This is a genomic window from Xanthomonas sp. NCPPB 3174 (assembly GCF_056725205.1).
In genome coordinates, this window is sequence record NZ_CM161517.1 from 3,873,480 (window position 1) to 3,894,167 (window position 20,688).

At 71.5% G+C, this 20,688-nt stretch carries 21 protein-coding genes and 1 pseudogene; 11 read left to right on the forward strand and 11 right to left on the reverse strand.

From position 1 onward, the window contains the following. Positions 1-2: 2 nt before the first annotated feature. The gene (rsgA, locus tag AC1PK7_RS16675; RefSeq protein ID WP_481070418.1) at positions 3-1,115 is read right to left on the reverse strand and encodes a ribosome small subunit-dependent GTPase A; all 1,113 of its coding nucleotides are present in this window, start codon (positions 1,113-1,115) and stop codon (positions 3-5) included. 215 nt (positions 1,116-1,330) lie between these two features. Between rsgA and AC1PK7_RS16680 the strand changes: the two genes are divergently transcribed. From AC1PK7_RS16680 to AC1PK7_RS16695, 4 genes are all read left to right on the forward strand, one after another. Next, positions 1,331-2,608: a pyridoxal phosphate-dependent aminotransferase gene (locus AC1PK7_RS16680; protein ID WP_209246148.1), complete on the forward strand. Its 1,278-nt coding sequence runs from the start codon at positions 1,331-1,333 to the stop codon at positions 2,606-2,608. Between the two features lie 117 nt (positions 2,609-2,725). Further along, on the forward strand, positions 2,726-3,367 hold the full coding sequence (locus tag AC1PK7_RS16685) for an SGNH/GDSL hydrolase family protein (protein ID WP_481098856.1): 642 nt from the start codon (positions 2,726-2,728) through the stop codon (positions 3,365-3,367). Positions 3,368-3,424: 57 nt separating this feature from the next. Further along, a complete protein-coding gene (locus AC1PK7_RS16690) occupies positions 3,425-4,096 on the forward strand; it encodes a methyltransferase domain-containing protein (protein WP_481100918.1) in 672 nt (223 codons plus the stop codon). A 70-nt stretch (positions 4,097-4,166) separates the two neighbouring features. Then, positions 4,167-4,505, forward strand: coding sequence for a hypothetical protein (locus tag AC1PK7_RS16695; RefSeq protein WP_481098857.1), 339 nt, complete (start codon positions 4,167-4,169; stop codon positions 4,503-4,505). An 80-nt stretch (positions 4,506-4,585) separates the two neighbouring features. Here AC1PK7_RS16695 and AC1PK7_RS16700 read toward each other — a convergent pair whose 3' ends face one another. After that, positions 4,586-5,377 (reverse strand): polysaccharide deacetylase family protein, encoded by a 792-nt coding sequence (locus tag AC1PK7_RS16700; RefSeq protein WP_481098858.1) that lies wholly within the window; start codon positions 5,375-5,377, stop codon positions 4,586-4,588. A gap of 42 nt (positions 5,378-5,419) precedes the next feature. On the opposite strand from AC1PK7_RS16700, the gene grxD reads away from it, so the two are divergent. Then, a complete protein-coding gene (gene grxD / locus AC1PK7_RS16705) occupies positions 5,420-6,346 on the forward strand; it encodes a Grx4 family monothiol glutaredoxin (protein ID WP_481098859.1) in 927 nt (308 codons plus the stop codon). 493 nt (positions 6,347-6,839) lie between these two features. Here grxD and AC1PK7_RS16710 read toward each other — a convergent pair whose 3' ends face one another. Next, a complete protein-coding gene (locus tag AC1PK7_RS16710; RefSeq protein WP_481098860.1) occupies positions 6,840-7,385 on the reverse strand; it encodes a DUF924 family protein in 546 nt (181 codons plus the stop codon). Between the two features lie 163 nt (positions 7,386-7,548). On the opposite strand from AC1PK7_RS16710, the gene AC1PK7_RS16715 reads away from it, so the two are divergent. Together AC1PK7_RS16715 and AC1PK7_RS16720 are read left to right on the forward strand one after the other, a co-directional pair. Then, complete coding sequence (locus AC1PK7_RS16715; RefSeq protein WP_481098861.1) at positions 7,549-8,949, forward strand: amidohydrolase; 1,401 nt, start codon at positions 7,549-7,551, stop codon at positions 8,947-8,949. Then, positions 8,946-10,235 (forward strand): amidohydrolase family protein, encoded by a 1,290-nt coding sequence (locus AC1PK7_RS16720; RefSeq protein WP_481098862.1) that lies wholly within the window; start codon positions 8,946-8,948, stop codon positions 10,233-10,235. Before AC1PK7_RS16715 ends, AC1PK7_RS16720 begins: the two co-directional genes overlap by 4 nt. Before the next feature lie 139 nt (positions 10,236-10,374). On the opposite strand, the gene AC1PK7_RS16725 is transcribed toward AC1PK7_RS16720, so the two are convergent. Next, complete coding sequence (locus tag AC1PK7_RS16725) at positions 10,375-11,208, reverse strand: GH12 family glycosyl hydrolase domain-containing protein (RefSeq protein ID WP_481098863.1); 834 nt, start codon at positions 11,206-11,208, stop codon at positions 10,375-10,377. Positions 11,209-11,523: 315 nt separating this feature from the next. Here AC1PK7_RS16725 and AC1PK7_RS16730 point away from each other — a divergent pair, with 315 nt between their 5' ends. The 3 genes from AC1PK7_RS16730 (at position 11,524) to AC1PK7_RS16740 (ending at position 13,563) form a co-directional block, all read left to right on the forward strand. Beyond that, on the forward strand, positions 11,524-12,153 hold the full coding sequence (locus tag AC1PK7_RS16730) for a 2-hydroxychromene-2-carboxylate isomerase (RefSeq protein WP_371183514.1): 630 nt from the start codon (positions 11,524-11,526) through the stop codon (positions 12,151-12,153). 47 nt (positions 12,154-12,200) lie between these two features. After that, the gene (locus AC1PK7_RS16735) at positions 12,201-13,142 is read left to right on the forward strand and encodes a DegV family protein (RefSeq protein WP_481098864.1); all 942 of its coding nucleotides are present in this window, start codon (positions 12,201-12,203) and stop codon (positions 13,140-13,142) included. An 82-nt stretch (positions 13,143-13,224) separates the two neighbouring features. After that, the gene (locus AC1PK7_RS16740) at positions 13,225-13,563 is read left to right on the forward strand and encodes a hypothetical protein (RefSeq protein WP_193314198.1); all 339 of its coding nucleotides are present in this window, start codon (positions 13,225-13,227) and stop codon (positions 13,561-13,563) included. Positions 13,564-13,623: 60 nt separating this feature from the next. Here the strand turns inward: AC1PK7_RS16740 and AC1PK7_RS16745 are convergent, their stop codons facing one another. Next, positions 13,624-14,535 (reverse strand): DMT family transporter, encoded by a 912-nt coding sequence (locus tag AC1PK7_RS16745; protein WP_481098865.1) that lies wholly within the window; start codon positions 14,533-14,535, stop codon positions 13,624-13,626. Then, positions 14,532-15,323 carry a PhzF family phenazine biosynthesis protein gene (locus AC1PK7_RS16750; protein ID WP_481098866.1) on the reverse strand — a complete coding sequence of 264 codons (792 nt, stop codon included), beginning with the start codon at positions 15,321-15,323 and terminating at the stop codon, positions 14,532-14,534. The genes AC1PK7_RS16745 and AC1PK7_RS16750 overlap by 4 nt, the downstream gene beginning before the upstream one ends. A 107-nt stretch (positions 15,324-15,430) precedes the next feature. Here AC1PK7_RS16750 and AC1PK7_RS16755 point away from each other — a divergent pair. Next, positions 15,431-16,843 (forward strand): annotated as a pseudogene (locus AC1PK7_RS16755) (aminotransferase-like domain-containing protein). A 228-nt stretch (positions 16,844-17,071) separates the two neighbouring features. Here the strand turns inward: AC1PK7_RS16755 and AC1PK7_RS16760 are convergent. The 5 genes from AC1PK7_RS16760 to AC1PK7_RS16780 all read right to left on the reverse strand — a co-directional run bounded on the left by AC1PK7_RS16760 (position 17,072) and on the right by AC1PK7_RS16780 (position 20,521). Further along, entirely contained in the window at positions 17,072-17,200 is a 129-nt protein-coding gene (locus AC1PK7_RS16760; protein WP_017916620.1) for a hypothetical protein, read from the reverse strand. Positions 17,201-17,530: 330 nt separating this feature from the next. Continuing rightward, positions 17,531-18,361, reverse strand: coding sequence for an S-formylglutathione hydrolase (gene fghA, locus AC1PK7_RS16765; RefSeq protein ID WP_295945102.1), 831 nt, complete (start codon positions 18,359-18,361; stop codon positions 17,531-17,533). A gap of 91 nt (positions 18,362-18,452) precedes the next feature. After that, the gene (gfa, locus tag AC1PK7_RS16770) at positions 18,453-19,025 is read right to left on the reverse strand and encodes an S-(hydroxymethyl)glutathione synthase (RefSeq protein ID WP_010344556.1); all 573 of its coding nucleotides are present in this window, start codon (positions 19,023-19,025) and stop codon (positions 18,453-18,455) included. 70 nt (positions 19,026-19,095) lie between these two features. After that, positions 19,096-20,205 (reverse strand): S-(hydroxymethyl)glutathione dehydrogenase/class III alcohol dehydrogenase, encoded by a 1,110-nt coding sequence (locus AC1PK7_RS16775; protein WP_481098867.1) that lies wholly within the window; start codon positions 20,203-20,205, stop codon positions 19,096-19,098. Positions 20,206-20,245: 40 nt separating this feature from the next. Next, positions 20,246-20,521: a metal/formaldehyde-sensitive transcriptional repressor gene (locus tag AC1PK7_RS16780; protein ID WP_010344558.1), complete on the reverse strand. Its 276-nt coding sequence runs from the start codon at positions 20,519-20,521 to the stop codon at positions 20,246-20,248. Between the last annotated feature and the right edge of the window lie 167 nt (positions 20,522-20,688).

The following is a 20,688-nucleotide window of genomic DNA, read 5'->3' on the forward strand; positions in this document are numbered from 1 at the left end:
CGTCAACGGCGCAAGGTGCGCGGCGGCGGGCGCTTGCCGCCCGGCTTGCCGCCGCCGGGCTTGCCGCTGCGGCCGGCGGCCGCGTTCTGCGCCTGGCGCTGCGCCAGCTTGCCGGCGGCGCCGGCCACTTCCTCGCGCAGCTTCAGGTAGTTGGCCAGGCGCGCGGCATCGATCTCGCCACGCTCGATCGCCGCCTGCACCGCGCAGCCCGGCTCGGCCAGGTGCGCGCAATCGTTGAAGCGACACTGCGCCGCCAGCGCCTCGATGTCGGCGAAGGCGCCCTCGGCCAGGTCTTCCTCGCCGGTGGGCTTGAGTTCGCGCATGCCCGGGGTATCGATCAGGCAGGCGCCGGAGGGCAGCGGCAGCAGCGCGCGATGGGTGGTGGTGTGGCGGCCGCGCGAGTCGGTGGCGCGCACCGCTGCGGTGCGCATCTTCTGCACGCCGAGCAAGGTGTTGGTGAGGGTGGACTTGCCGGCGCCGGAGGAGCCGACCAGCACCGCGGTCTGCCCCGGCCCCAGCCACGGCCGCAGCGCGGCGACGCTGTCGGCCTCGCGCGCGTTGACCGTGAGCAGCGGGATCGACTGCGCCGCCAGTTCTTCCAGCACCGCCAGCGCGTCGTCGGCGTACTCGGTGAGGTCGGCCTTGGTCAGCACCACCACCGGCGCCGCACCGCCGCCGCCCACCAGCAGCAGATAGCGCTCGATCCGCCGCGGGTTGAAGTCCGCATCCAGGCCGCAGACGATGAACACCGTGTCGATGTTGGCCGCGATCACCTGCTGGTGGTAGTGCTCGCCGGCGGCGCCGCGCTTGATCGCGGTGCGCCGCGGCAGCAGCGCGACGATGCGCGTGTCCTCCAGCAACACCCAGTCGCCGACCGCGGCGCGCTCGTGGCTGGGAAAGCGCGGCCGCTGCCAGTCCGGCAGCGATTCGACCTTGAACCCGGTATCCACCGCGTCGGCGACCACGTAACCGGTGCGGTGCTGCTCCACCACCCGCGCCGGCCGCGCCTGCGGATGCGCCTCGAACAGCGCGCGCCAGGCCGGCTCCTCGGGCAATCCGGGCCAGGGCCAGCCGATGGGGCGCAACGCGTCGAAGTCGATCGGGGAGGAGGTCATGCGCGGATTCTAGAGGGTGTGCCGGGCCCGGAGGTGAGCGCACTCCGGCCGCGGGGGCGAGGTGCGCGGGCATGCCTGGCGCCGCCGCCTCGCCCATCGCAGCGCCGAGCGCGGAGGCCGGCCGCCGTAGACGGCCCGCCACCACGCAGCCCCCGCCCCGCCGCGGTGTCACATTTCCGCTACCATGCAGGTCCCACGCCCCACCGGCCAATGCGATGCCCACCCTGCCGATCAAGCCGCTCGCGATCCGCGAACGCCTGTCCGAAGTCCGCTACGAGATCCGCGGCGAACTGGCACGGCGAGCCCGCGAGCTGGAGGCCCAGGGGCGCAAGCTGATCAAGCTCAACATCGGCAATCCCGGCGCGTTCGGCTTCCGTGCGCCCGAGCACCTGCAGCGTGCGATCGCCGACGACATGGGCCGCACCGATCCCTACACCCACCAGCAGGGCCTGCCGGAGGCGCGCGAGGCGATCGCCGCAGCATACGCCCGGCGCCAGCATCCGGACGCGCACCCGGATCGCATCTTCGTCGGCAACGGCGTCAGCGAGCTGATCGACCTGTCGCTGCGCGCACTGCTCAACCCCGGCGACGAAGTGCTGGTGCCCTCGCCCGACTACCCGCTGTGGTCGGCCGCCACCATCCTCAACGACGGCCGCCCGGTGTACTACCGCTGCGCGCCGGAGAACGGCTTCCAGCCCGACCCGGTGGAGATCGAGACGCTGGTGTCCTCGCGCACCCGCGCCATCGTGCTGATCAACCCGAACAACCCCAGCGGCGCCAGCTACTCGCGCGCGCTGCTGGAGAAGATCGTCGCCATCGCGGTCAAGCACAACCTGCTGCTGATGGTCGACGAAATCTACGACCAGGTGCTGTACGACGCTGCGGAGTTCGTGTCGGTGGCGCCGCTCGCCGGCGCGCATCCGTGCATCAGCTTCGGCGGCCTGAGCAAGGTGCACCGCGCCTGCGGCTGGCGCGTCGGCTGGGCGCTGCTGTCCGGCGATAGCGAGCGCGTCGGCGATTTCCGCAACGCCATGGACCTGCTCGGCGCGCTGCGCCTGTGCGCCAACGTGCCCGGCCAGTTCGCCATCGATGCCGCGGTCAACGGCCCGGACACGATCTCGCCGTTGTGCGCGCCCGGCGGCCGCCTGTACGAGACCCGCCGCGCGGTGATCGAGGCCTGCGCCGCGAGCGAACACCTGTCGCTGGTGCAGCCGGCCGGTGCGCTGTACGCGTTCCCGGCCGTGGTCGGCGCCGCCGCGCGCGGCTTCGACGATCACGCCTTCGCCCTGGAACTGATGGAACAGGAAGGCGTGCTGGTGGTGCCCGGCTCCAGCTTCAACGTGCCCTACCGGCACCATTTCCGCGTCACCCTGCTGCCGGAGGCGGCGACGATGCGCGAGGTGTTCGCGCGCATCGACCGCGTGCTGGCGCGCCGCGCCGAGGACGCCACCAAGGTGGTGCCGCTGAAGCCGCGGGCGGCTGTGGGGCGGTGAGTGGGGAATGGGGAATGGGGAATGGGGAATGGGGAATGGGGAATGGGGAATGGCAAAGCGTGCGCCGTTCCTGCGAGCGCGCGTCTCGGTGCTGAGGCTGCCATTGGCACCGCGTAGATGAGCCAGGGGCGTTTCGCCGCGGTCCAGCACGCTCCGCTGCGCTACTTGGCGCTGGGCGATTCCTACACGATCGGCGAAGGCGTTGACGCCGACGGACGCTGGCCGATGCAGCTGGCGGCGGCGCTGCGCCGCGACGGCATCGCCCTGGCCGATCCGCAGATCGTCGCCACCACCGGCTGGACCACCGACGAACTGGACGCCGGCATCGACGCGGCTGTGCCGCAGGGACCTTTCGACCTGGTGACGCTGCTGATCGGCGTCAACAACCAGTACCGCGGCTACCCGCTCGACGACTACCGCGCGCAGTTCGACGCGCTGCTGCAGCGTGCGATCGGTTTCGCCGACGCGCGGCCGCAGCGGGTGCTGGCGGTGTCGATCCCGGACTGGGGCGTGACCGCCTTCGCGCAGCCGCCCGCACACGATCCGGCACGCATCGCCGCGCAGATCGACGCCTTCAACGCCGCCGCGCAGGCCTGCTGCGCCGCGCGCGCGGTGCGCTTCGTCGACATCACCGCCTGCAGCCGCGACGGCGGTGGCGACGCGGCGATGCTGGCCGCCGACGGGCTGCATCCGTCGGCGGCGATGTACGCGCGCTGGACCGCAGTGCTGTTGCCGGCGGCACGCGATGCGTTAGCCTAGCTGGCGTACGCCCGCTGCCAAGGACCGACATTGCGCGACGCCAGCACCACCCAGCCCATGACCCGCCCGCAGGCCCTGGCCATCGCCCGCGCCTTCCTGCCCACGCACCCGCTGGGCAATCGCTACGACTACTACTACACGCGCACCAAGCTGCGCACCGACCCGCTGTATCCCGGCGTACTCGCCGCGCTGCGCGGCACCGATGCGCCGGTGCTGGACCTGGGCTGCGGGCTGGGCCTGCTCGCGCACGCGCTGCGCGCCGACGGCCAGCGCCAGCGCTACCACGGCGTGGACATCGACGCGGCCAAGATCCGCCGCGCCGGCGCCATCGCCGCGCGCAACGGGCTGCAGGACACGCAGTTCGCGGTGGTCGACCTGGGCCAGTCCTGGCCCGAGCACCACGGCAGCGTCGCGATCCTGGACGTGCTGCAGTACCTGGACCGCGACATGCAGTCCAACCTGATCCGCAGCGTGGCGCGCATGCTCACGCCCGGCGCCAAGCTGGTGATCCGCAGCGGCCTGGGCGATGCCAGCGGCCGCGGGCGCACCAGCCGCATCACCGACGTGCTGGCGCACCTGGCCGGCTGGATGCAGGAGCTGCCCAAGGCCTACCCCACCCGCGACAGCCTGCAGGCCCAGCTCGACGCCGCCGGCCTGCGCGCCAGCTTCGCACCGTTGTACGGCAACACGCCGTTCAACAACTGGCTGATCGTGGCGGAGCCGCGTTGAGGCGGGTGCAGGAAGACCGCTTACGCAGCGGCCGCGTCGGCTGCGCCGACCCGCACCCGGTTGGCTGCGCATGACCGCACCCGCGCCACGGCCACGCTCCGGCCTGGGCATCGCGTCCCTGGCGACCAGCCTGCTCAGCGCGTTGGTGCTGCTCGCGGCGCTGTTGCTCAGTACCTTCTTCGTCATCCCGACATTCGCCGCTGACCCGCACACGCCGATGTCGCTGCTGCTCGGCCTGCTGGCACTGTTCACCGCCATCGCGCAGGTCTGCGCCATCGCGCTGGGCATCGGCAACTGCCTGCAGCCTGATCGCAGCAAGCAGTACGGCCTCCTTGGTCTGTCGTGCGCCCTGCTTACCCTCGGCGCGATGGCGGCGCTGATGGCCTACGGCATGACGCGGCCGGGCTGATTCAGGGCGCTGAGCGAACCGATCGGCACGCGGCGTGCCGCGCGCATCGCACTGCCGCGGCACGACGACGCACCTCCGAGTCAATCCGGCAGCACCGCCTGCAGCCCACGTGCCTGCACCGCCTGCAACACCCCCTCCACGATCGCCGGGTTGTGCCCGTGCGCCGCGCCCTCGTGCAGCAGCACGATGGCGCCGGGGCGCAGATCGCGGGCGATGCGCGCGACGGTGACGACGGGGTCGCAGCGCACGCCATCGAAGCCGCGCGCGCTCCAGGCCACCCGGGTGAGGCCGTGCCGGCGCAACGGTGCGGCGACGAAAGGGTTGGTCATGCCCACCACCGAGCGGTACCAGCGCGGCGCAGTGCCGGCGATCGCGGCCAGGGTCTGCTGCGCCTGGCCGATTTCCTGGGCCATGCGCCGCGGTCCCAGCGCCCAGAACCACGCCTGCGGGTGATGCTGACTGTGGTTGCCGATGCCGTGGCCGCGGCGCAGGATCTCGCGCACCAGCTGCGGGCGCGCGGCGGCGCGGGCGCCGACCAGGAAGAAGGTGGCCTTGGCCTGGTGGCGGTCGAGCAGGTCCAGGATCGCCGCGGTGTCGTCGGACGGGCCGTCGTCGATGGTCAGCCACACCCGCGGCGCACTGCCGGGCAGGTGGTCCAGCACCGGCGCGTACAGCCGCGCCCGCGGCAGGAACACCGGCAGCACCAGCGCCGCGTGCGACAGCAGCAGCGCCGGCAGCCCGACCTGCCAGCCATACACCCGCCACAGCGCCGCCACCAGCGCCTGCGAGGCCAGCGCCCAGGGCAGCCAGCGGTACGGGTGGCGCGGGATGCGATGCAGCGTTTCCGGAACTGTCATGCCCCATGATGCCATGCGGCGTAGAATGACCGGTCCGACTCTGCGACGACTGCTGCCATGTCCCTCGACCCCGCCCTGCGCTCCCGTATCGAAACGCTGCTCAGCTCCAACCGCGTCGTGCTGTTCATGAAAGGCCAGCCGGGCATGCCGCAGTGCGGCTTCTCCGCCAAGGCGGTGGGCGCGCTGAACGAGCTCGGCGTCGACTTCGCCCACGTCAACGTGCTGGCCGACCAGGACATCCGCGAGGGCATCAAGGTCTACGGCGACTGGCCGACCATCCCGCAGCTGTACGTGGACGGCGAGCTGATCGGCGGCAGCGACATCATCCTGCAGATGGCCGGCAGCGGCGAGCTGAGCGAACTGCTCGGCGTGGCCGCGCCGGACCGCACGCCGCCGTCGATCACCATCACCGATGCCGCCGCCGAGATGCTGCGCGGCGCGCTGGCCGACGCCCCGGGCGCCAGCCTGGCGCTGGCGATCGACGCGCAGTTCCAGCCGAACTTCCAACTGGCGCCGACCGATCCCAATGCCATCGCCGCCGAGTCCAACGGCCTGCGCGTGCAGTTCGACCTGAGCAGCGCGCGCCGCGCCGACGGCATCACCATCGACTGGGTGGACGATATCCGCGGCCGCGGCCTGGCGATCGACAATCCCAATGCGCCCAAGCCGGTGCAGGACCTCAGCCCGCGCGACGCCGACGACCAGGTGCGCGCCGGCGGCCTGCTCCTTGTGGACGTGCGCCCGCCGGAAGAGCGCGCGGTGGCGGCGGTCAACGTGCCGTTCCGCACCCTCGACGGCGAGCAGCGCGCGCAACTGGAAGCGCTGCCGAAGGACACCGCCCTGGCCTTCCTGTGCCACCGCGGCGGCCGTAGCGCGCAGGCGGCCGAGCACTTCCGTTCGCTGGGCTTCACCAAGGTGCACAACGTGGTCGGCGGCATCGACGCCTGGACCGACCAGGTCGACGGCAGCGTGCCGAAGTACTGAGCCGACTGCGCGTTGTTTGCGCCCAGCGCGGACGCATCGAAAGGGCGATCGAACGATCGCCCTTTTTTGTGCCCGCGCGTCGCGTTCGCCACAACGCGCAACCGCGCAACCGCGTAGGAGTGGCTTCAGCCGCGACCGGGCCTTACCGGGAACGCCCGGTCGCGGCTGAAGCCGCTCCTACCCTGGGCACACCACCGCTTGGCGTCTTGCGCACCTGCTGACGGCAGCAGCGAAGTCCGGCAATCCCTGTGGGAGGGACTTTAGTCCCGACTGCAATGAAGTCGAATGCGTCCGATGGCTTCGCTCGTCGCGGCTGAAGCCGCTCCCACAAGAAGCGCACTCCGTGTCGCCGGTGCGCGTACCAGGCGAATGCTGGCGGCCGCGCCAACTGCCTGGTGGCTCGCTGTGGGAGGGACTTCAGTCCCGACTGCAGTGACATCCGGTGCGCCAGCGGCGTCGCTGGCATGACGCCATGATCGCGCAGCCCCCTCCCTCACCCAGCAAACCCACCCGCATCCAGAAACGCCTGCTCCTCCGCCGTGGTCGTGCGCCCCAGCGCCGCATTGCGGTGCGGGAAGCGGCCGAAGCGCTGGATCACGTCCTCGTGCACCACCGCCCACTGCAGCGACTCGGCATCGCCGAGCGCGCTGAACAGCTCCACCGCCTGGCGCTGCCGCGCCGCGTCCTCGGCATGCGTGTAGGGCAGGTAGAAGAACATCCGCAGTTCCGCATCGGCCTGCTGGTCGAAGCCGGCCGCCAGCGCCTGGTCGGCGTAGCGGCAGGCCAGGCCGTCGGTGGCGAAGGCGTGCGCGCTGCCGCGGAACACGTTGCGCGGCACCTGGTCGAGCAACAGCAGCAGCGCCAGCGCGCCCTCGGCGTCGGCCAGCCAGTCGCCGCGTTCGCCGCGCGCGGCGGCATGGTGCGCGTCCAGCAGGTGCTGGCGGACATTGGCGTCGAAGGAGTCGTTGGCGGCGAACCAGCGCTCGCGGCCGGCGCTGCGCCAGAAGTCCACGACGGTGCGCGCGGGGGTGTCGGTCATCGCAGTTTCCATGGGCGGCAATCGGCCTGGATAGCAGGGTCGGCGTCGCGATCCGGTGCAGCCGGGCGCGCCGATGCCGCCCCCGCACTTGGCAAGCGCGCCGGCTCGGGCTAGCGTGCGGGCACGGCCGCAAGGGCCACGTCCATCTTCCGGGGAAAATCCGATGCGTCATCTGTTGCTCGCCTGCCTGGGCGTGGCGTTGTGCGGCCCTGCCGCTGCCGCCTCGCGTTTCGTCGACGATCCCTATCCCAGCACCTACCGCGCGCTGCCGTCTGTGCCGGTGCTGATCGAACACGCCACCGTGCTCACCGGCACCGGCGAGCGCCTGGACGACGCCGACGTGCTGCTGCAGGACGGCCGCGTGCAGGCGGTCGGCCGCGCGCTGGCCGCGCCGGACAACGCCACCCGCATCGACGGCCACGGCAAGTGGGTCACGCCCGGCATCATCGACGTGCACTCGCACCTGGGCGTCTACCCGAGCCCGGGCGTCAGCGCGCACAGCGACGGCAACGAGGCGACCGCGCCGGTGACCCCGAACGTGTGGGCCGAGCATTCGATCTGGCCGCAGGATCCCGGCTTCGGCACCGCGCTGGCCGGCGGCGTCACCGCGCTGCAGGTGCTGCCCGGCTCGGCCAACCTGGTCGGCGGCCGCGGCGTTACCCTCAAGAACGTGCCGGCCACCACCTACCAGGCGATGAAGTTCCCCGGCGCGCCGTGGGGCCTGAAGATGGCCTGCGGCGAGAACCCCAAGCGGGTCTACGGCGAGAAGGGCGGTCCGTCCACGCGCATGGGCAACGTCGCCGGCTACCGCGCCGCCTTCATCGACGCCAGCGAATACATGCGCAAGAACGCGCCCAAGCAGAAGAGCCCGCCCAAGCGCCACTGGTGGAGCCGCGGCAACGGCGACAACGACAGCAGCGGCGACAGCGGCGGCAAGCGCGACCTCAAGCTGGACACGCTGGCCGGCGCCATCAACGGCGACATCCGCGTGCACATCCACTGCTACCGCGCCGACGAGATGACCACCATGCTCGACCTGGCCAAGGAGTTCGGCTTCAAGATCGCCGCTTTCCACCATGGCGTGGAGGCCTACAAGATCGCCGACCGCCTGGCCCAGGAGAACGTCTGCGGCGCGCTGTGGGCCGACTGGTGGGGCTTCAAGATGGAGGCCTTCGACGGCATCCAGGAGAACATCGCCCTGGTCGATCGCCCCGCCAATGGCTGCGCGATCGTGCACTCGGATTCGGAGGAAGGCATCCAGCGGCTCAACCAGGAAGCGGCCAAGGCGATGGCCGCCGGCCGCCGCGCCGGCATCGACATCCCGCCCGAACGCGCGATCCGCTGGCTGACCAGCAACCCGGCCAAGGCGCTGGGCATCGACAAGCAGACCGGTTCGCTGGAGCCGGGCAAGATGGCCGACGTGGTGCTGTGGAACGGCAACCCCTTCAGCTCCTACGCCCTGGCCGACAAGGTCTACATCGACGGCGCGCAGGTCTACGACCGCGCCGACCGCCGCCTGCAACCGACCTCCGATTTCATGCTCGGCCAGGAGGCTGCCCGATGAGCCGCGCCCTGCTCTCGTCCCCTCGCCTGGCGCAGCGCCTGGCCCTGGCCGCCTGCCTGCTGCTCGGCAGCGCGCCCGGGTTCGCCCAGGACGTGCTGATCCGCGGCGCCACCGTACACACCGCCAGCGCCCGCGGCACCCTCGCCAATGCCGACGTGCTGGTCCAGGGCGGGGTGATCCGCGCGGTCGGCCCCGGCCTGAGCGCGCCGGCCGGCGGCGCCGTGGTCGAGGCCAAGGGCCGGCCACTGACCCCGGCGCTGTTCGGCGGCATCACCGAGATCGGCATCGAGGAGGTCTCCGGCGAGGCCTCCACTGTCGACAGCACGCTGACCCTGCCGCACGACCAGCCGATGCGTCCGGAGTTCGACGTGACCCTGGCCTACAACCCCGAATCGGTGCTGATCCCGGTCGCGCGGGTGGAAGGCATCGGCTTCACCGCACTCGGCGCCAACACCGGCGGCGCCTTCGTCGCCGGCCAGGGCGCGGTGATGCGCCTGGACGGCGGCGCCGACCCGATCGGCCCGCGCGCGCTGTACCTGCACCTGGGCAGCGATGCGCTGGAGCTGAGCGGCAAGTCGCGCGCGGCGCAATGGATGCTGCTCGACCAACTGGTGGCCGAAGCGCGCGGGCGCATGCCCGCCGACTCGCCGCATGCGCTGCTGACCCCGGCCGGACGCGCGGTGCTGGCGCGCTACCTCGCCGGCCAGGGCCGCATCGTGGTGACGGTGAACCGCGCGGCCGACATCCGCCAGTTGCTGCGTTGGGCACAGCGCGAGAAGGTGCGCATTGCCATCGCCGGCGGCGACGAGGCCTGGAAGCTGGCGCCGGAACTGGCGAAGGCGCAGGTGCCGGTGTTCGTCAACGCGCTGGACGACCTGCCGGCCAGCTTCGACCAGATCGGCGCCACCCTGGAGAACGCCGCACGCCTCAACGCCGCCGGCGTGGCGGTGAGCTTCACCCAGGGCGGCGACGGCGCGCACAACGCGCGCAAGCAGCGGCAACTGGCCGGCAACGCGGTCGCGCACGGGCTGCCGTGGGACGCCGCCCTGGCCGGCCTGACCCGGGTCCCGGCCGAGGCCTTCGGCGTGGGCGATCGCCTGGGCAGCATCGCCCCGGGCAAGCTCGCCGATCTGGTGCTGTGGGAAGGCGACCCGCTGGACGTTGCGCATTACGCCGAGCAGGTCTGGCTGGGCGGCCGCGCGATCCCGATGCGCTCGCGGCAGACCGAGCTGCGCGACCGCTACATGCAGCAAAGCGGCGCGCTGCCGAAGGCGTACACGCGCTAAACCGCGTCGAGTACGCCGGGACGGCATCGCACGGACGATGCCGTCCCGCGATAGCGGCGCCCCGCAACGCACAACGCGGCGCTGTGCAAGGCGCCGCCGCGCTGAGCCAGGCAGGAACGGCGGCGCCCGTGCGGCGCCGTCAGTTGGCGCCGATATTGGCCTGGATCCAGGCCCAGCCGTTGCCGCGCACCACCTCGAAGCCGGCTTCGACCACGTGCAGGTACATCGCGTTGCTGAAGCGTCCGTCCTGCGCGCGGTGCGTGTGCAGCCAGGTCAGGAACGGCTTGATGTCGATGTTGAGATTGCCGTTGCTCGGCAGGGTCGGCTGGCCGGCGGTGTTGTGCGGAATGAAGGTGTAGACGTAGTAGCCGGCGGCGCTGTTCATGCCTTCCCACAGATCGAAGGTGTAGCCGCCGGCGCTGATGACGTTGCTGGCGGTGAGGGTGCCGATCGGATACGAGTTGTGGCCGCCCCAGATCATCACCTCGGCCTGCGGAATCGCGCTGGACGACACCGTGCTGTCCCAGCGGAAGAACAGGTCGTAGGCGAAGTCGCCGGCCAGGTTGCTGCCGCCGGACGAGTACGCGAAGGTCGCCGGCAACGAACGCAGCGCCGAGACCTGCCGCGGGAAGGTGCGGTCGGCGGTGGGATTGAAGCCGTAGTGCGAGCCGCGCAGGATCGCCGGATAGCCGTACAGGCTGGCGTTGGGGAAATTGAAGGTCACGGTCATGCTCGGCGTGCTGCCGCTGTGGAACGTGCCCTGGATGACGTTGTTGGGATCGTTGAAGTTGTTCACCCACGCGTACTGGTTGCCGTACACCTGGTAGGGACCGGCCAGCGCCAGCGGCGCCGCGGCGAGCAGGGCGGCGGCGAACAGCGCGCGCAGGACGCGCGTCCGGCCGCGCCGCGGCCCGACGACGGTGGCGGGAAGGCGCGGCGAAGCGGCATCGGAAACGGGAGCGGAAGCGTGCATGGCGGTCTCTCCTGAACGTGCAGGGGCAGCGACACTGCTGCCGCGACGGACGCTAGCAAGGCGCGCGCGCCGCGAGCTATGACAAGACCCGCGCGCGCCATGCGCCAGCGCAATAGCGCTACCGCGATCCAGGCCGCGGGCGTGGGCCGCTTCACAGGTATCTCGTGCCGGCGAGATTCTCGCCACTGCATCGTCTACGCCGTGCTGTCCGCACCCGCACCGGGCGGCACTGACGTCCCGCACTGCACCATGCGCTGGCAGGTCGCCGCGCGCGCAGCGCCGCGATAAGCTGATGGGTCATTGCGGAGAAGCACAATGACATTGCGCTGGTACTTCGATTTCATCTCGCCGTTTTCCTATCTGCATTGGCAGCAGGTGAAAACGCTTCCGGAGTTCGACCGGATCCAGCCGGTGCCGATCGTGTTCGGCGCGGTGCTGGCGCAGTTGCAGGCACGCGGGCCGGCCGAGGTGCCGCACAAGCGCGAGTTCACCTACCGCTTCGTGCAGTGGCAGGCGCAGCAGCAGGGCGTGCCGCTGCGTTTCCCGCCGGCGCACCCGTTCAACCCGCTGACCGCGCTGCGCCTGTGCGTCGCCGCAGGCACCACGCCGCAGGCCATCGACGCGCTCTTCGACTGGCTGTGGCGCGACGGCCACGCCGGCGACGACGCCGCGGCGCTGGCGCCGGTCGGCCAGGCGCTGGGCATCGCCGACGTGGCCGCGGCCACCGCCGATGCGCAGGTCAAGGCGCAGCTGCGCGCCAACACCGAGCAGGCGCTGGCAGCCGGCGTGTTCGGCGTGCCGACCCTGCAGATCGACGACACCCTGCTGTGGGGCAACGACGCGCACCCGCTGATGCGGGCGGTGCTGGCCGACCCGCAGCTGCTGCAGCGCGGCGAGATGGCGCGCCTGGCGACGCTGCCGGCCGCCGTGCAGCGGGGCGCCTGAGCGGCCGCCATGTTCATCGCCATTTCCCCGTACTGGAGCTTCAGCGGATGCGTATCGGCATCGTCGTAGATTCCGCCTGCGATCTGCCGCAGGACTACATCGCGCAACACGATCTGGTGGTCCTGCCGATCAGCGTGCGCCTCGGCGGCACCGTGCTGGCCGATCAGCGCGACGAAGCGGCGACGCTGGAATTCCTGCACGCGCAGGTCAGCGCGCACGGCGCCGAGGCCGAGACCGTGCCGTACAGCGTGGCGCAGATCCGCGAGCTGTTCCTGGGCCGGCTGGTCATCGACTACGACCACGTGTTCTGCCTGACCATCGCCAAGACCCGCAGCCCGATCCACGACCACGCGCAGCAGGCCGGCTTCGCCATCCTCAGCGACTACAAGCCGATCCGCCAGGCCGCCGGTCACGCCTCGCCGTTCGCCCTGCGGGTGATCGACACCCAGAACCTGTTCGCCGCGCAGGCGGTGGTCGCCGTCGAGGCGGTGCGCTTGCGCGCCGACGGCGCCGGCGTGCAGGCCATCCGCGAGCGGCTGGAGACGCTGGCCGAGCACACCCATGGCTACATGATCGCGCGCGACCTGTACTACCTGCGCAGCCGCGCGCGCAGCAAGGGCGACCGCAGCGTCGGCCTGCTCAGCGCCGCGCTCGGCTCGGCCCTGGACATCAAGCCGGTGCTGCACTGCCACCGTGGCGAGACCGCGCCGGTGGCCAAGCTCAAGGGCTTCGACCACGCCGTGCAGACCCTGTTCGGCCTGGCCGCCAAGCGCGTGGCCGCCGGGCTGATGACGTCCACGCTGTGCCTGAGCTACGGCGGCGAGCTGGCGGAACTGCGCGCCCGGCCCGGCTACGCGGCGCTGCGCCAGGCCTGCGACAGCCACGGCGTGGCGCTGCTGGAAAGCGTGATGAGCCTGACCGGCATGGTCAACGTCGGCAAGGGCGCGCTGGTGCTGGGCTTCGCCGGCGAGGCGCTGCGCTTCAGCTGATCCGACCCGGGGCCGCGTCGACGGCGGCGCGGCGCCGGCTCTGCTAGGCTCCGCCGCTTCGTACCGCCCACAAGAGATGCCCATGGCCGTGACCTACTCGATCAGCCTGCCCGATCCCGCCCGTGCCCGCGGCAGCCAGCCGTCGCTGAGCTTCACCGCGCACGGCGCCGACGCCTTCGCCGAACAACTGCAGGCCGCGCTGAGCGACCCGGCCTGGTTCGAGCGCTGGCGCGCGCTGCAGCCGGAGCCGGACGAGGTCGATCCGGCCCTGGGCGTGACCGATCCGGCAGCGCGGGTGACCGGCCGCCAGGACGATCTGCGCATCGACCTGTCCGCCACCACCAGCATCCCCGGCGACATCCTCAAGCAGCGCCTGCGCCTGCTGGCCGGCAGCGGCTGGGAACTGCGCGACGTGCGCTGAAACGCGCGCCCAGGCCACCGCACCGCGGTGGCCGACGCGCCCACGCGGAGCCGCGCCACGCTACGACGCGGCCACCGCCCGGCGCGGCCAGGACCAGCGCAGATTGACCGCCAGCGTGCCCAGCACGATCAGCGCCAGGCCCAGCCACTGCACCGGCACCAGCCGGTGGCCGTACAGCAGGTAGTCCAGCAGCAGCGTCACCAGCGGGTAGACGAAGGCGACCACCGCGATCGCCGCCACGTGCAGGTGCCGGTAGGCGCTGTAGAACAGCACGTACACCACGCCGCTGTGGATCACCCCCAGGCCGACCAGCCAGAACCAGTGCCGCCCGGGATGCAGCGCGGCGCTGCTGGAGAAGCCGGCCAGCATCGCCGCCCCGACCCAGCACTGCACCGTCACCACCGCCAGCGGCCGCTCGCGGCTGATCCGCCGCGACATCAGCAACGAGGCGCCGCACAGCAGCGCGCCAAGCAAGGTCAGCGCGATCCCGCCCAGATAGCCGCGGTCGGCGCTGGACCACAGCCGCAGCGGATCGGCCGAACACGCCACGCCGACGAAGGCCAGCAGGGTCCAGCCCAGGTCGGCACGGCGGCTGCGCTCGCCCTGCAGCACCGCCGCCAGGATCAGCATGACGAACGGGAACACGTGGTAGACCATGGTCGCCACGCCGATCGACGAGCGCGCCATGCCGGCGAACAGCGCCACCCAGTTGAGCACCAGCAACACGCCGCTGAGCGCCGCGTCGCGCAGCAGCGCGCGCTCGCGGCACAGGCCGCGCAACTGCCCGCCGAGAAGGCCGCACACGGTCAGGAACAGCGCGCCGAACAGGCAGCGGTAGAACACCGCGGTCACCGGATCCTGACCGCTCTCGTGCACGAACACGCCGACCGAGCCGATCAGCACCTCGGCCAGCAGTAGCTGCCACAAGGCACGCCGCACCGTGCCCGCCGACGTCGCAGCTACGGCGCTCATAGCGCGATGCTCCCGTGCAGGTACTGCACCGCCGCGCCGCGCACCTGCACGTGGTCCGGCAGAACCCGGCAATCCAGTTCGCCGCCGCGCGCCGAGGCCTGCCACGCGCGCAAGTCCCACTTGCCCAGCCGCTGCGCCCACAACGGCGCCAGCGCGGCGTGGATCGAGCCGGTCACCGGATCCTCGGCACCGCCATTGGCTGGCCAGAAGTAGCGCGAGACGAAATCGTGGTCGCGGCCGGGCGCGGTGACCGCGACATCGCGCGGCGCCAACGCCAGCATCCGCGCCAGGTCCGGCACCACCGCGCGCACCTGGGCTTCGTCCGCGTACACGGCGATGTAGGCCTGGTCGTTGCGGTACGCCGCCTGCGGCGCGATCGACAACGCCTGCGCGAGCGCCTGCGGCACCGTCGCCAACGCGGTCGGCGCCTGGTTCGGAAAGCGCAGGACGAAGCGCCCGTCGGCCTCGCGGTCCACCCCCAGTTCGCCGACCGCCGCGGCGCGGAACCGCAACGGCAGCGGCGCCAGGCCCTGGGTGGCGACGACGAAGGCGCTGGCCAAGGTGGCATGGCCGCAGAACCCCACTTCGCGCAGCGGCGAGAACCAGCGGATCGCGAACGCGCCATCGGCCTCGCGCACGAAGAACGCAGTCTCCGACAGATTGTTCTCGCTGGCGATGGCCTGCATCAGCGCGTCCGGCAACCACGCCTGCAGCGGCACCACCGCGGCCGGGTTGCCGCGGAACCGCACCGTGGCGAAGGCATCGACGATGAACAGCGGCAGTTGCACGCGCGGCCTCTGACATGGGGGAAGGACGCGGCCAGTGTGCGCCGGGGTGGGCGACCAGCACAGAGTCAGATACGCTGCAAATCGACCGATACAGATGAGGCCGCCGCATGCGCCTGTACGAAGCCCTCGCCAGCCAGCTGCGCGAACAGATCGCGCAGGGCACGCTGCGTGCCGGCGAGCGCCTGCCGTCGATCCGGCAACTGGCCGCCGGCCACGGCATCAGCGCCGCCACCGCGGTGCAGGCCTGCCTGCAACTGGAACGCGAAGGGCGGGTGCAGGCACGCCCGCGCTCGGGCTACTTCGTGCGCGCCGCGGCCACGCCGCAACCGACCGGCGCAGGCGCCGCTACCCGGCGGCGCGCGCCGGGCGCGGTCGCCAATCCGGCGCTGCAGGGCGTGCTGGACATGCTCGCGCGTTCGGACCTGGTGCCGCTGCACACCGCCACGCCGGCCGCGGCGCTGCTGCCCGGCGCACACCTGGCCAGCGCACTGGCGCGGCAGTTGCGCCGCCAGCGCAGCGCCGCGCTCGACTACGCCCCGCCGCAGGGCCATGCCGCGCTGCGCCGGCAGATCGCGCAGCGCTACGCGCATTGCGCCACCGCCGTGGCCGCCGACGAGGTGGTGGTGACCGCCGGCGCGATGGAGGCGATCAGTCTGGCGCTGCGCACCCTCACCGCGCCGGGCGACGTGGTGCTGGTCGAGACCCCGACCTACCACGGCATCCTGCAGGCGGTGGCGGCGCTGCGCCTGAAGGTGCTGGAGGTTCCGAACCGGCCCGGCCAGGGCATCGACGCCGCGCGCCTGGATGCGCTGCTGCAGCGCACGCCGGCGCGCGCCGCGGTGCTGGTACCGAACTTCAACAATCCGCTCGGCAGCCTCACCCCGGACGTGGCCAAGCGCGCCCTGCTGGACAGTTGCGCGCGCCACGGCACGGTGGTGATCGAGGACGACATCTACGGCGAACTCGACTGGTCCGGGCAGCGTCCACGGCCGCTGCGCCATTTCGACACCCACGGCAACGTGATCACCTGCGGCGCCTTCTCCAAGGTGCTGGCGCCCGGCCTGCGCGTGGGCTGGCTGCTCGGTGGCGCCTGGACCGACGCGCTGGTGCGCGCCAAGTACTTCTCCACCATCGGCGGCGCCAGTCTGCCGCAACTGGCCCTGGCCGACTACCTGCAGCGGCACGACCTGGAACGGCACCTGCGCAAGCTGCGCCGCACCCTGGCCGACAACGGCCAGCGCCTGCGCGAGGCGGTGCTGCGGCACTGGCCGGCCGGCACCCGCATCGGCGACCCGGCCGGCGGCCTGTCGCTGTGGCTGCAACTGGCCGACGGCGGCAGCGGCTAGGCCTTGTTCGAGGCCGCCCTCGCCGCCGGCATCGGCACCTCGCCCGGGCATCTGTTCTCCAGCCGCGGCGACTACACCGACCACCTGCGGCTGAGCTGCGGCCAGCCGTGGAGCGAGCCCCTGGAACACGCCATGCGGCGGCTGGGCACGCTGGCGGCGCGGCTGCCGCGCTGAACGCGACGCCCGGCGCCATGCCGCTGCCCCGATGCGAAACGCGTACTGCCAGCATTTGCCTGGCAGTCCATCGCACCATGCTGTCCTACCGGCACCGCGGGGCGATGCAGCGGATTGCAGGCGAGCGCTTGCCGATCCAGACGATCGCCGCCGCGGTACGACACGACCGCGTCAGCGCGTCCCGCGCGACGGCGTCGATGCGATCGCCGGCAGCCGGGAATGGCTGCGCTAGCGCGTGGCCGCGCCGATCGCCAACGCCACGCAGGCACCGAACACGGTGCAGGCCAGCATCGCCACCGCGCTGAGCGGGCTGCGCCAGCGCTGCCAGGGGAGCAGCAAGGTGCGACGGCAGGACATGGCGCGGCTCCGATCCAGTGACGTGGGGATGGCGAACACTGCGGAATCTAGCCAGCGCCCGTCTCAGCAGGCGCGAACGCGATCGCACAACCGCACGCTGGCTGCCGCCGCCCCCACGTTTGTTTACGAGACCGGCCACACCGCCGCCGTGATGGTCACGGCGCTGTCATGTGCAGGCCGGCGAGCCCACATCTGCGCCGCTCGCCTCCAGCCGCCCGCCACCGCACGGCAGCGACGACAGCCCGGAGGGCACGGGTGCGCCGGCACCGCCGCCAAGCCCGCGGTGCCTGCCCGGCGGCCGCGTCGCACGCGGCCGCCAGCGGAGCGCGCTCAGCCCTGCAGCGCGCGCGCGTGGAAGGCGATGTGCTCGCCGATGAAGCTGCCGATGAAGTAGTAGCTGTGGTCGTAGCCGGGCTGCACGCGCAGGGTCAGCGGATAGCCGGCGGCGTCGGCGGCGGCCTGCAACAGCTGCGGGCGCAACTGCTTGTCAAGGAACTCGTCGCCGCCGCCCTGGTCGACCAGCAGCGGCAGGCGCTCGCTGGCACTGCCGATCAGCACGCTGGCGTCGTACGCCTGCCACTGCGCGCGGTCCTCGCCCAGGTAGGCGGTGAAGGCCTTCTCGCCCCAGGGCACCTGCGTGGGCGCCACGATCGGCGAGAACGCCGACACGCTGCGGTAGCGGCCGGGATTCTTCAGCGCGATCACCAGCGCGCCATGGCCGCCCATCGAGTGCCCGCTGATCGCGCGGCGGCCGTTGTGCGGGAACTGCGCCTCGATCAGCGCCGGCAGTTCCTGCACCACGTAGTCGTACATGCGGTAGTGCGCGGCCCACGGCGCCTGGGTGGCGTTGACGTAGAAGCCGGCGCCCTTGCCCAGGTCGTAGCCCTCGGCATCGGCGACGTTCTCCCCGCGCGGGCTGGTGTCGGGCGCGACCAGGATCACGCCGTGCTCGGCCGCATAGCGCTGCGCGCCGGCCTTGGTGATGAAGTTCTGCTCGGTGCAGGTGAGGCCGCTGAGCCAGTACAGCACCGGCAGCTTGCTGTGCTCGGCCTGCGGCGGCAGGTACACGGCGACCTGCATGCTGCAGCCGAGCACGGCCGAATCGTGGCGATAGACGTCCTGCCAGCCGCCGCAGCAGGCGTGGTGTTCGATGCGTTCCATGGGCAGTTCCGGGAAGAGGGCCTGCGACCGCGCGCGGCCGCAGGCGGAGATGCCGCGACGCGTCGACCGACGACGCGCACGGCAGCGGACTTCAGTGCAGCACGCCGTTCTTGCGCGCCACGTGGGTGGAGATCGCGTCCATCAGCGGCGGCGACAGGCAGTCGTACGGCTCCAGCTTCAGTTCGCGCAGGCGATTGCGTATCCCGTCCATCGCCTCCGGACGCGTGCCGCTCTCGATGATCGAGGACACGAACGCGGCGAAGCCCGGCGCCGACCAGCCCTGCTGCGGCGACAGTTCCGTATGCACGAAATCCAGGCCGTAGAACGGATGCTCGGTGTTCTCGATGCGGCCGTACATGTGCACGCCGCAGCCGGTGCAGGCATGACGGCGGATGGTCGCGCTCTCGTCCACCACCTTGAGCTTCTCCTCGTGCGCGGTCACCTTGACCTTGTCGCGCGCCACCACCGCCACCACCGAGAAGGTCGCGCCCTTCGGCTTCCAGCACTTGGTACAGCCGCATGCATGGTTGTGCGCGGTCTGCGCCCCCACTTCCACCACCACCTTGTCGCTGGCGCAGTGGCATTCCAGGGTGCCGCCCTGGAAATGCTCCGCGCCGGCACGCACGCCGGCATCCACCGACGGATGAATCGTCACAGTACTCATCTTGCCCCCTCCCGGGTTCGTTGCGTCGCTGCAATGCGCGGAAACGGCCGCGCGCCGGACTGACCTGCGGTCAGAAGTGGATGACGGTGCGGATCGACTTGCCCTCGTGCATCAGGTGGAAGGCTTCGTTGATCTCGTCCAGCGGCAGGGTGTGGGTGATGAACGGATCGAGGTCGATCTCGCCGTGCATCGCCTGCTCCACCATGCCCGGCAACTGGGTGCGGCCCTTGACCCCGCCGAAGGCGCTGCCGCGCCAGACCCGGCCGGTGACCAGTTGGAACGGGCGCGTGCTGATTTCCTGGCCGGCGCCGGCCACGCCGATGATGACGCTCTCGCCCCAGCCCTTGTGGCAGCACTCCAGCGCCGAGCGCATCACGTGCACGTTGCCGATGCATTCGAAGCTGAAGTCCACGCCGCCATCGGTCAGCTCGACGATGACCTCCTGGATCGGCTTGCTGTAATCCTTGGGGTTGATGCAGTCGGTGGCGCCCATGCTGCGCGCCAGCTCGAACTTGCCCGGATTGGTGTCGATGGCCAGGATGCGGCTGGCCTTGGCCTGCACCGCGCCCTGGATCACCGCCAGGCCGATGCCGCCCAGGCCGAACACCGCCACGGTGTCGCCTTCCTTCACCTTGGCCGTGTTGTGCACCGCACCGATGCCGGTGGTGACGCCGCAGCCGAGCAGGCACACCTTCTCCAGCGGCGCCTCGGGATTGACCACCGCCAGCGAGATCTCCGGCACCACCGTGTACTCGCTGAAGGTGCTGCAGCCCATGTAGTGGTAGATCGGCTGGCCGTTGTAGGAGAAGCGGGTGGTGCCGTCGGGCATCAGGCCCTTGCCCTGGGTGGCGCGCACCGCCTGGCACAGGTTGGTCTTGCCGGACAGGCAGAACTTGCACTTGCGACACTCGGCCGTGTACAGCGGGATCACGTGGTCGCCGACCTTGACGCTGGTGACACCCTCGCCCACCGCCTCGACGATGCCGCCGCCCTCGTGGCCGAGCACCGCCGGGAAGATGCCTTCCGGGTCGTCGCCGGACAGCGTGAACGCGTCGGTATGGCACACGCCGGTGTGGGTGATGCGCACCAGCACCTCGCCCTGGCGCGGCGGTTCGACATCGATCTCCACAATCTGCAGCGGCTGGCCGGCTTCGAATGCAACGGCGGCTCGGGATTTCATGCGCTTTCTCCTGGCTGAGGAAATGGGTGTGGGGTGCGGATCACTTGAGATAGGAGCGGACCAGCATGCCCATCTCGCGCACGCGCGCGGCGCGCTGCGCGTCGGAACTGGCGGGCTGGCCGAATTCTTCGCGGACGTGGGCTTCCATCACCTCCGACATCAGGCCGTTGACCGCACCGCGGATGGCGGCGATCTGCTGCAGCACGGCAGCGCACTCCGTCCCCTCTTCCAGCGCACGTTCCAGCGCCTCGGTCTGGCCGCGCAGGCGGCGGATGCGGGCGAGGACGCGCTTCTTCTCGTGCGGGGTGTGCGGCATGCGGTGAGGCCCTAGAACTATACTGGGGGATAGTATGCCGGCCGCCGGCAAAAGAAAACGGCCGCGCATCCCGCAACCCCGGCCCAGCCTGTGACAGACGCCCCGCCAACGCAGGTGCCGACGCATGGCAACGCGTGTCGGCACAGGACACGCGACGGCCATGATCC

Coding starts and splice junctions, on each gene's coding strand:
- AC1PK7_RS16715 (WP_481098861.1), top strand. CDS start 7,549: ATGCGTCATCTGTTGCTCGCCTGCCTGGGCGTGGCGTTGTGCGGCCCT.
- AC1PK7_RS16690 (WP_481100918.1), top strand. CDS start 3,425: ATGACCCGCCCGCAGGCCCTGGCCATCGCCCGCGCCTTCCTGCCCACG.
- AC1PK7_RS16725 (WP_481098863.1), bottom strand. CDS start 11,208: ATGCACGCTTCCGCTCCCGTTTCCGATGCCGCTTCGCCGCGCCTTCCC.
- AC1PK7_RS16710 (WP_481098860.1), bottom strand. CDS start 7,385: ATGACCGACACCCCCGCGCGCACCGTCGTGGACTTCTGGCGCAGCGCC.
- grxD (WP_481098859.1), top strand. CDS start 5,420: ATGTCCCTCGACCCCGCCCTGCGCTCCCGTATCGAAACGCTGCTCAGC.
- AC1PK7_RS16740 (WP_193314198.1), top strand. CDS start 13,225: ATGGCCGTGACCTACTCGATCAGCCTGCCCGATCCCGCCCGTGCCCGC.
- AC1PK7_RS16730 (WP_371183514.1), top strand. CDS start 11,524: ATGACATTGCGCTGGTACTTCGATTTCATCTCGCCGTTTTCCTATCTG.
- AC1PK7_RS16760 (WP_017916620.1), bottom strand. CDS start 17,200: ATGTCCTGCCGTCGCACCTTGCTGCTCCCCTGGCAGCGCTGGCGCAGC.
- AC1PK7_RS16735 (WP_481098864.1), top strand. CDS start 12,201: ATGCGTATCGGCATCGTCGTAGATTCCGCCTGCGATCTGCCGCAGGAC.
- AC1PK7_RS16720 (WP_481098862.1), top strand. CDS start 8,946: ATGAGCCGCGCCCTGCTCTCGTCCCCTCGCCTGGCGCAGCGCCTGGCC.
- AC1PK7_RS16700 (WP_481098858.1), bottom strand. CDS start 5,377: ATGGCATCATGGGGCATGACAGTTCCGGAAACGCTGCATCGCATCCCG.
- AC1PK7_RS16685 (WP_481098856.1), top strand. CDS start 2,726: ATGAGCCAGGGGCGTTTCGCCGCGGTCCAGCACGCTCCGCTGCGCTAC.
- AC1PK7_RS16775 (WP_481098867.1), bottom strand. CDS start 20,205: ATGAAATCCCGAGCCGCCGTTGCATTCGAAGCCGGCCAGCCGCTGCAG.
- AC1PK7_RS16745 (WP_481098865.1), bottom strand. CDS start 14,535: ATGAGCGCCGTAGCTGCGACGTCGGCGGGCACGGTGCGGCGTGCCTTG.
- rsgA (WP_481070418.1), bottom strand. CDS start 1,115: ATGACCTCCTCCCCGATCGACTTCGACGCGTTGCGCCCCATCGGCTGG.
- fghA (WP_295945102.1), bottom strand. CDS start 18,361: ATGGAACGCATCGAACACCACGCCTGCTGCGGCGGCTGGCAGGACGTC.
- AC1PK7_RS16780 (WP_010344558.1), bottom strand. CDS start 20,521: ATGCCGCACACCCCGCACGAGAAGAAGCGCGTCCTCGCCCGCATCCGC.
- gfa (WP_010344556.1), bottom strand. CDS start 19,025: ATGAGTACTGTGACGATTCATCCGTCGGTGGATGCCGGCGTGCGTGCC.
- AC1PK7_RS16695 (WP_481098857.1), top strand. CDS start 4,167: ATGACCGCACCCGCGCCACGGCCACGCTCCGGCCTGGGCATCGCGTCC.
- AC1PK7_RS16680 (WP_209246148.1), top strand. CDS start 1,331: ATGCCCACCCTGCCGATCAAGCCGCTCGCGATCCGCGAACGCCTGTCC.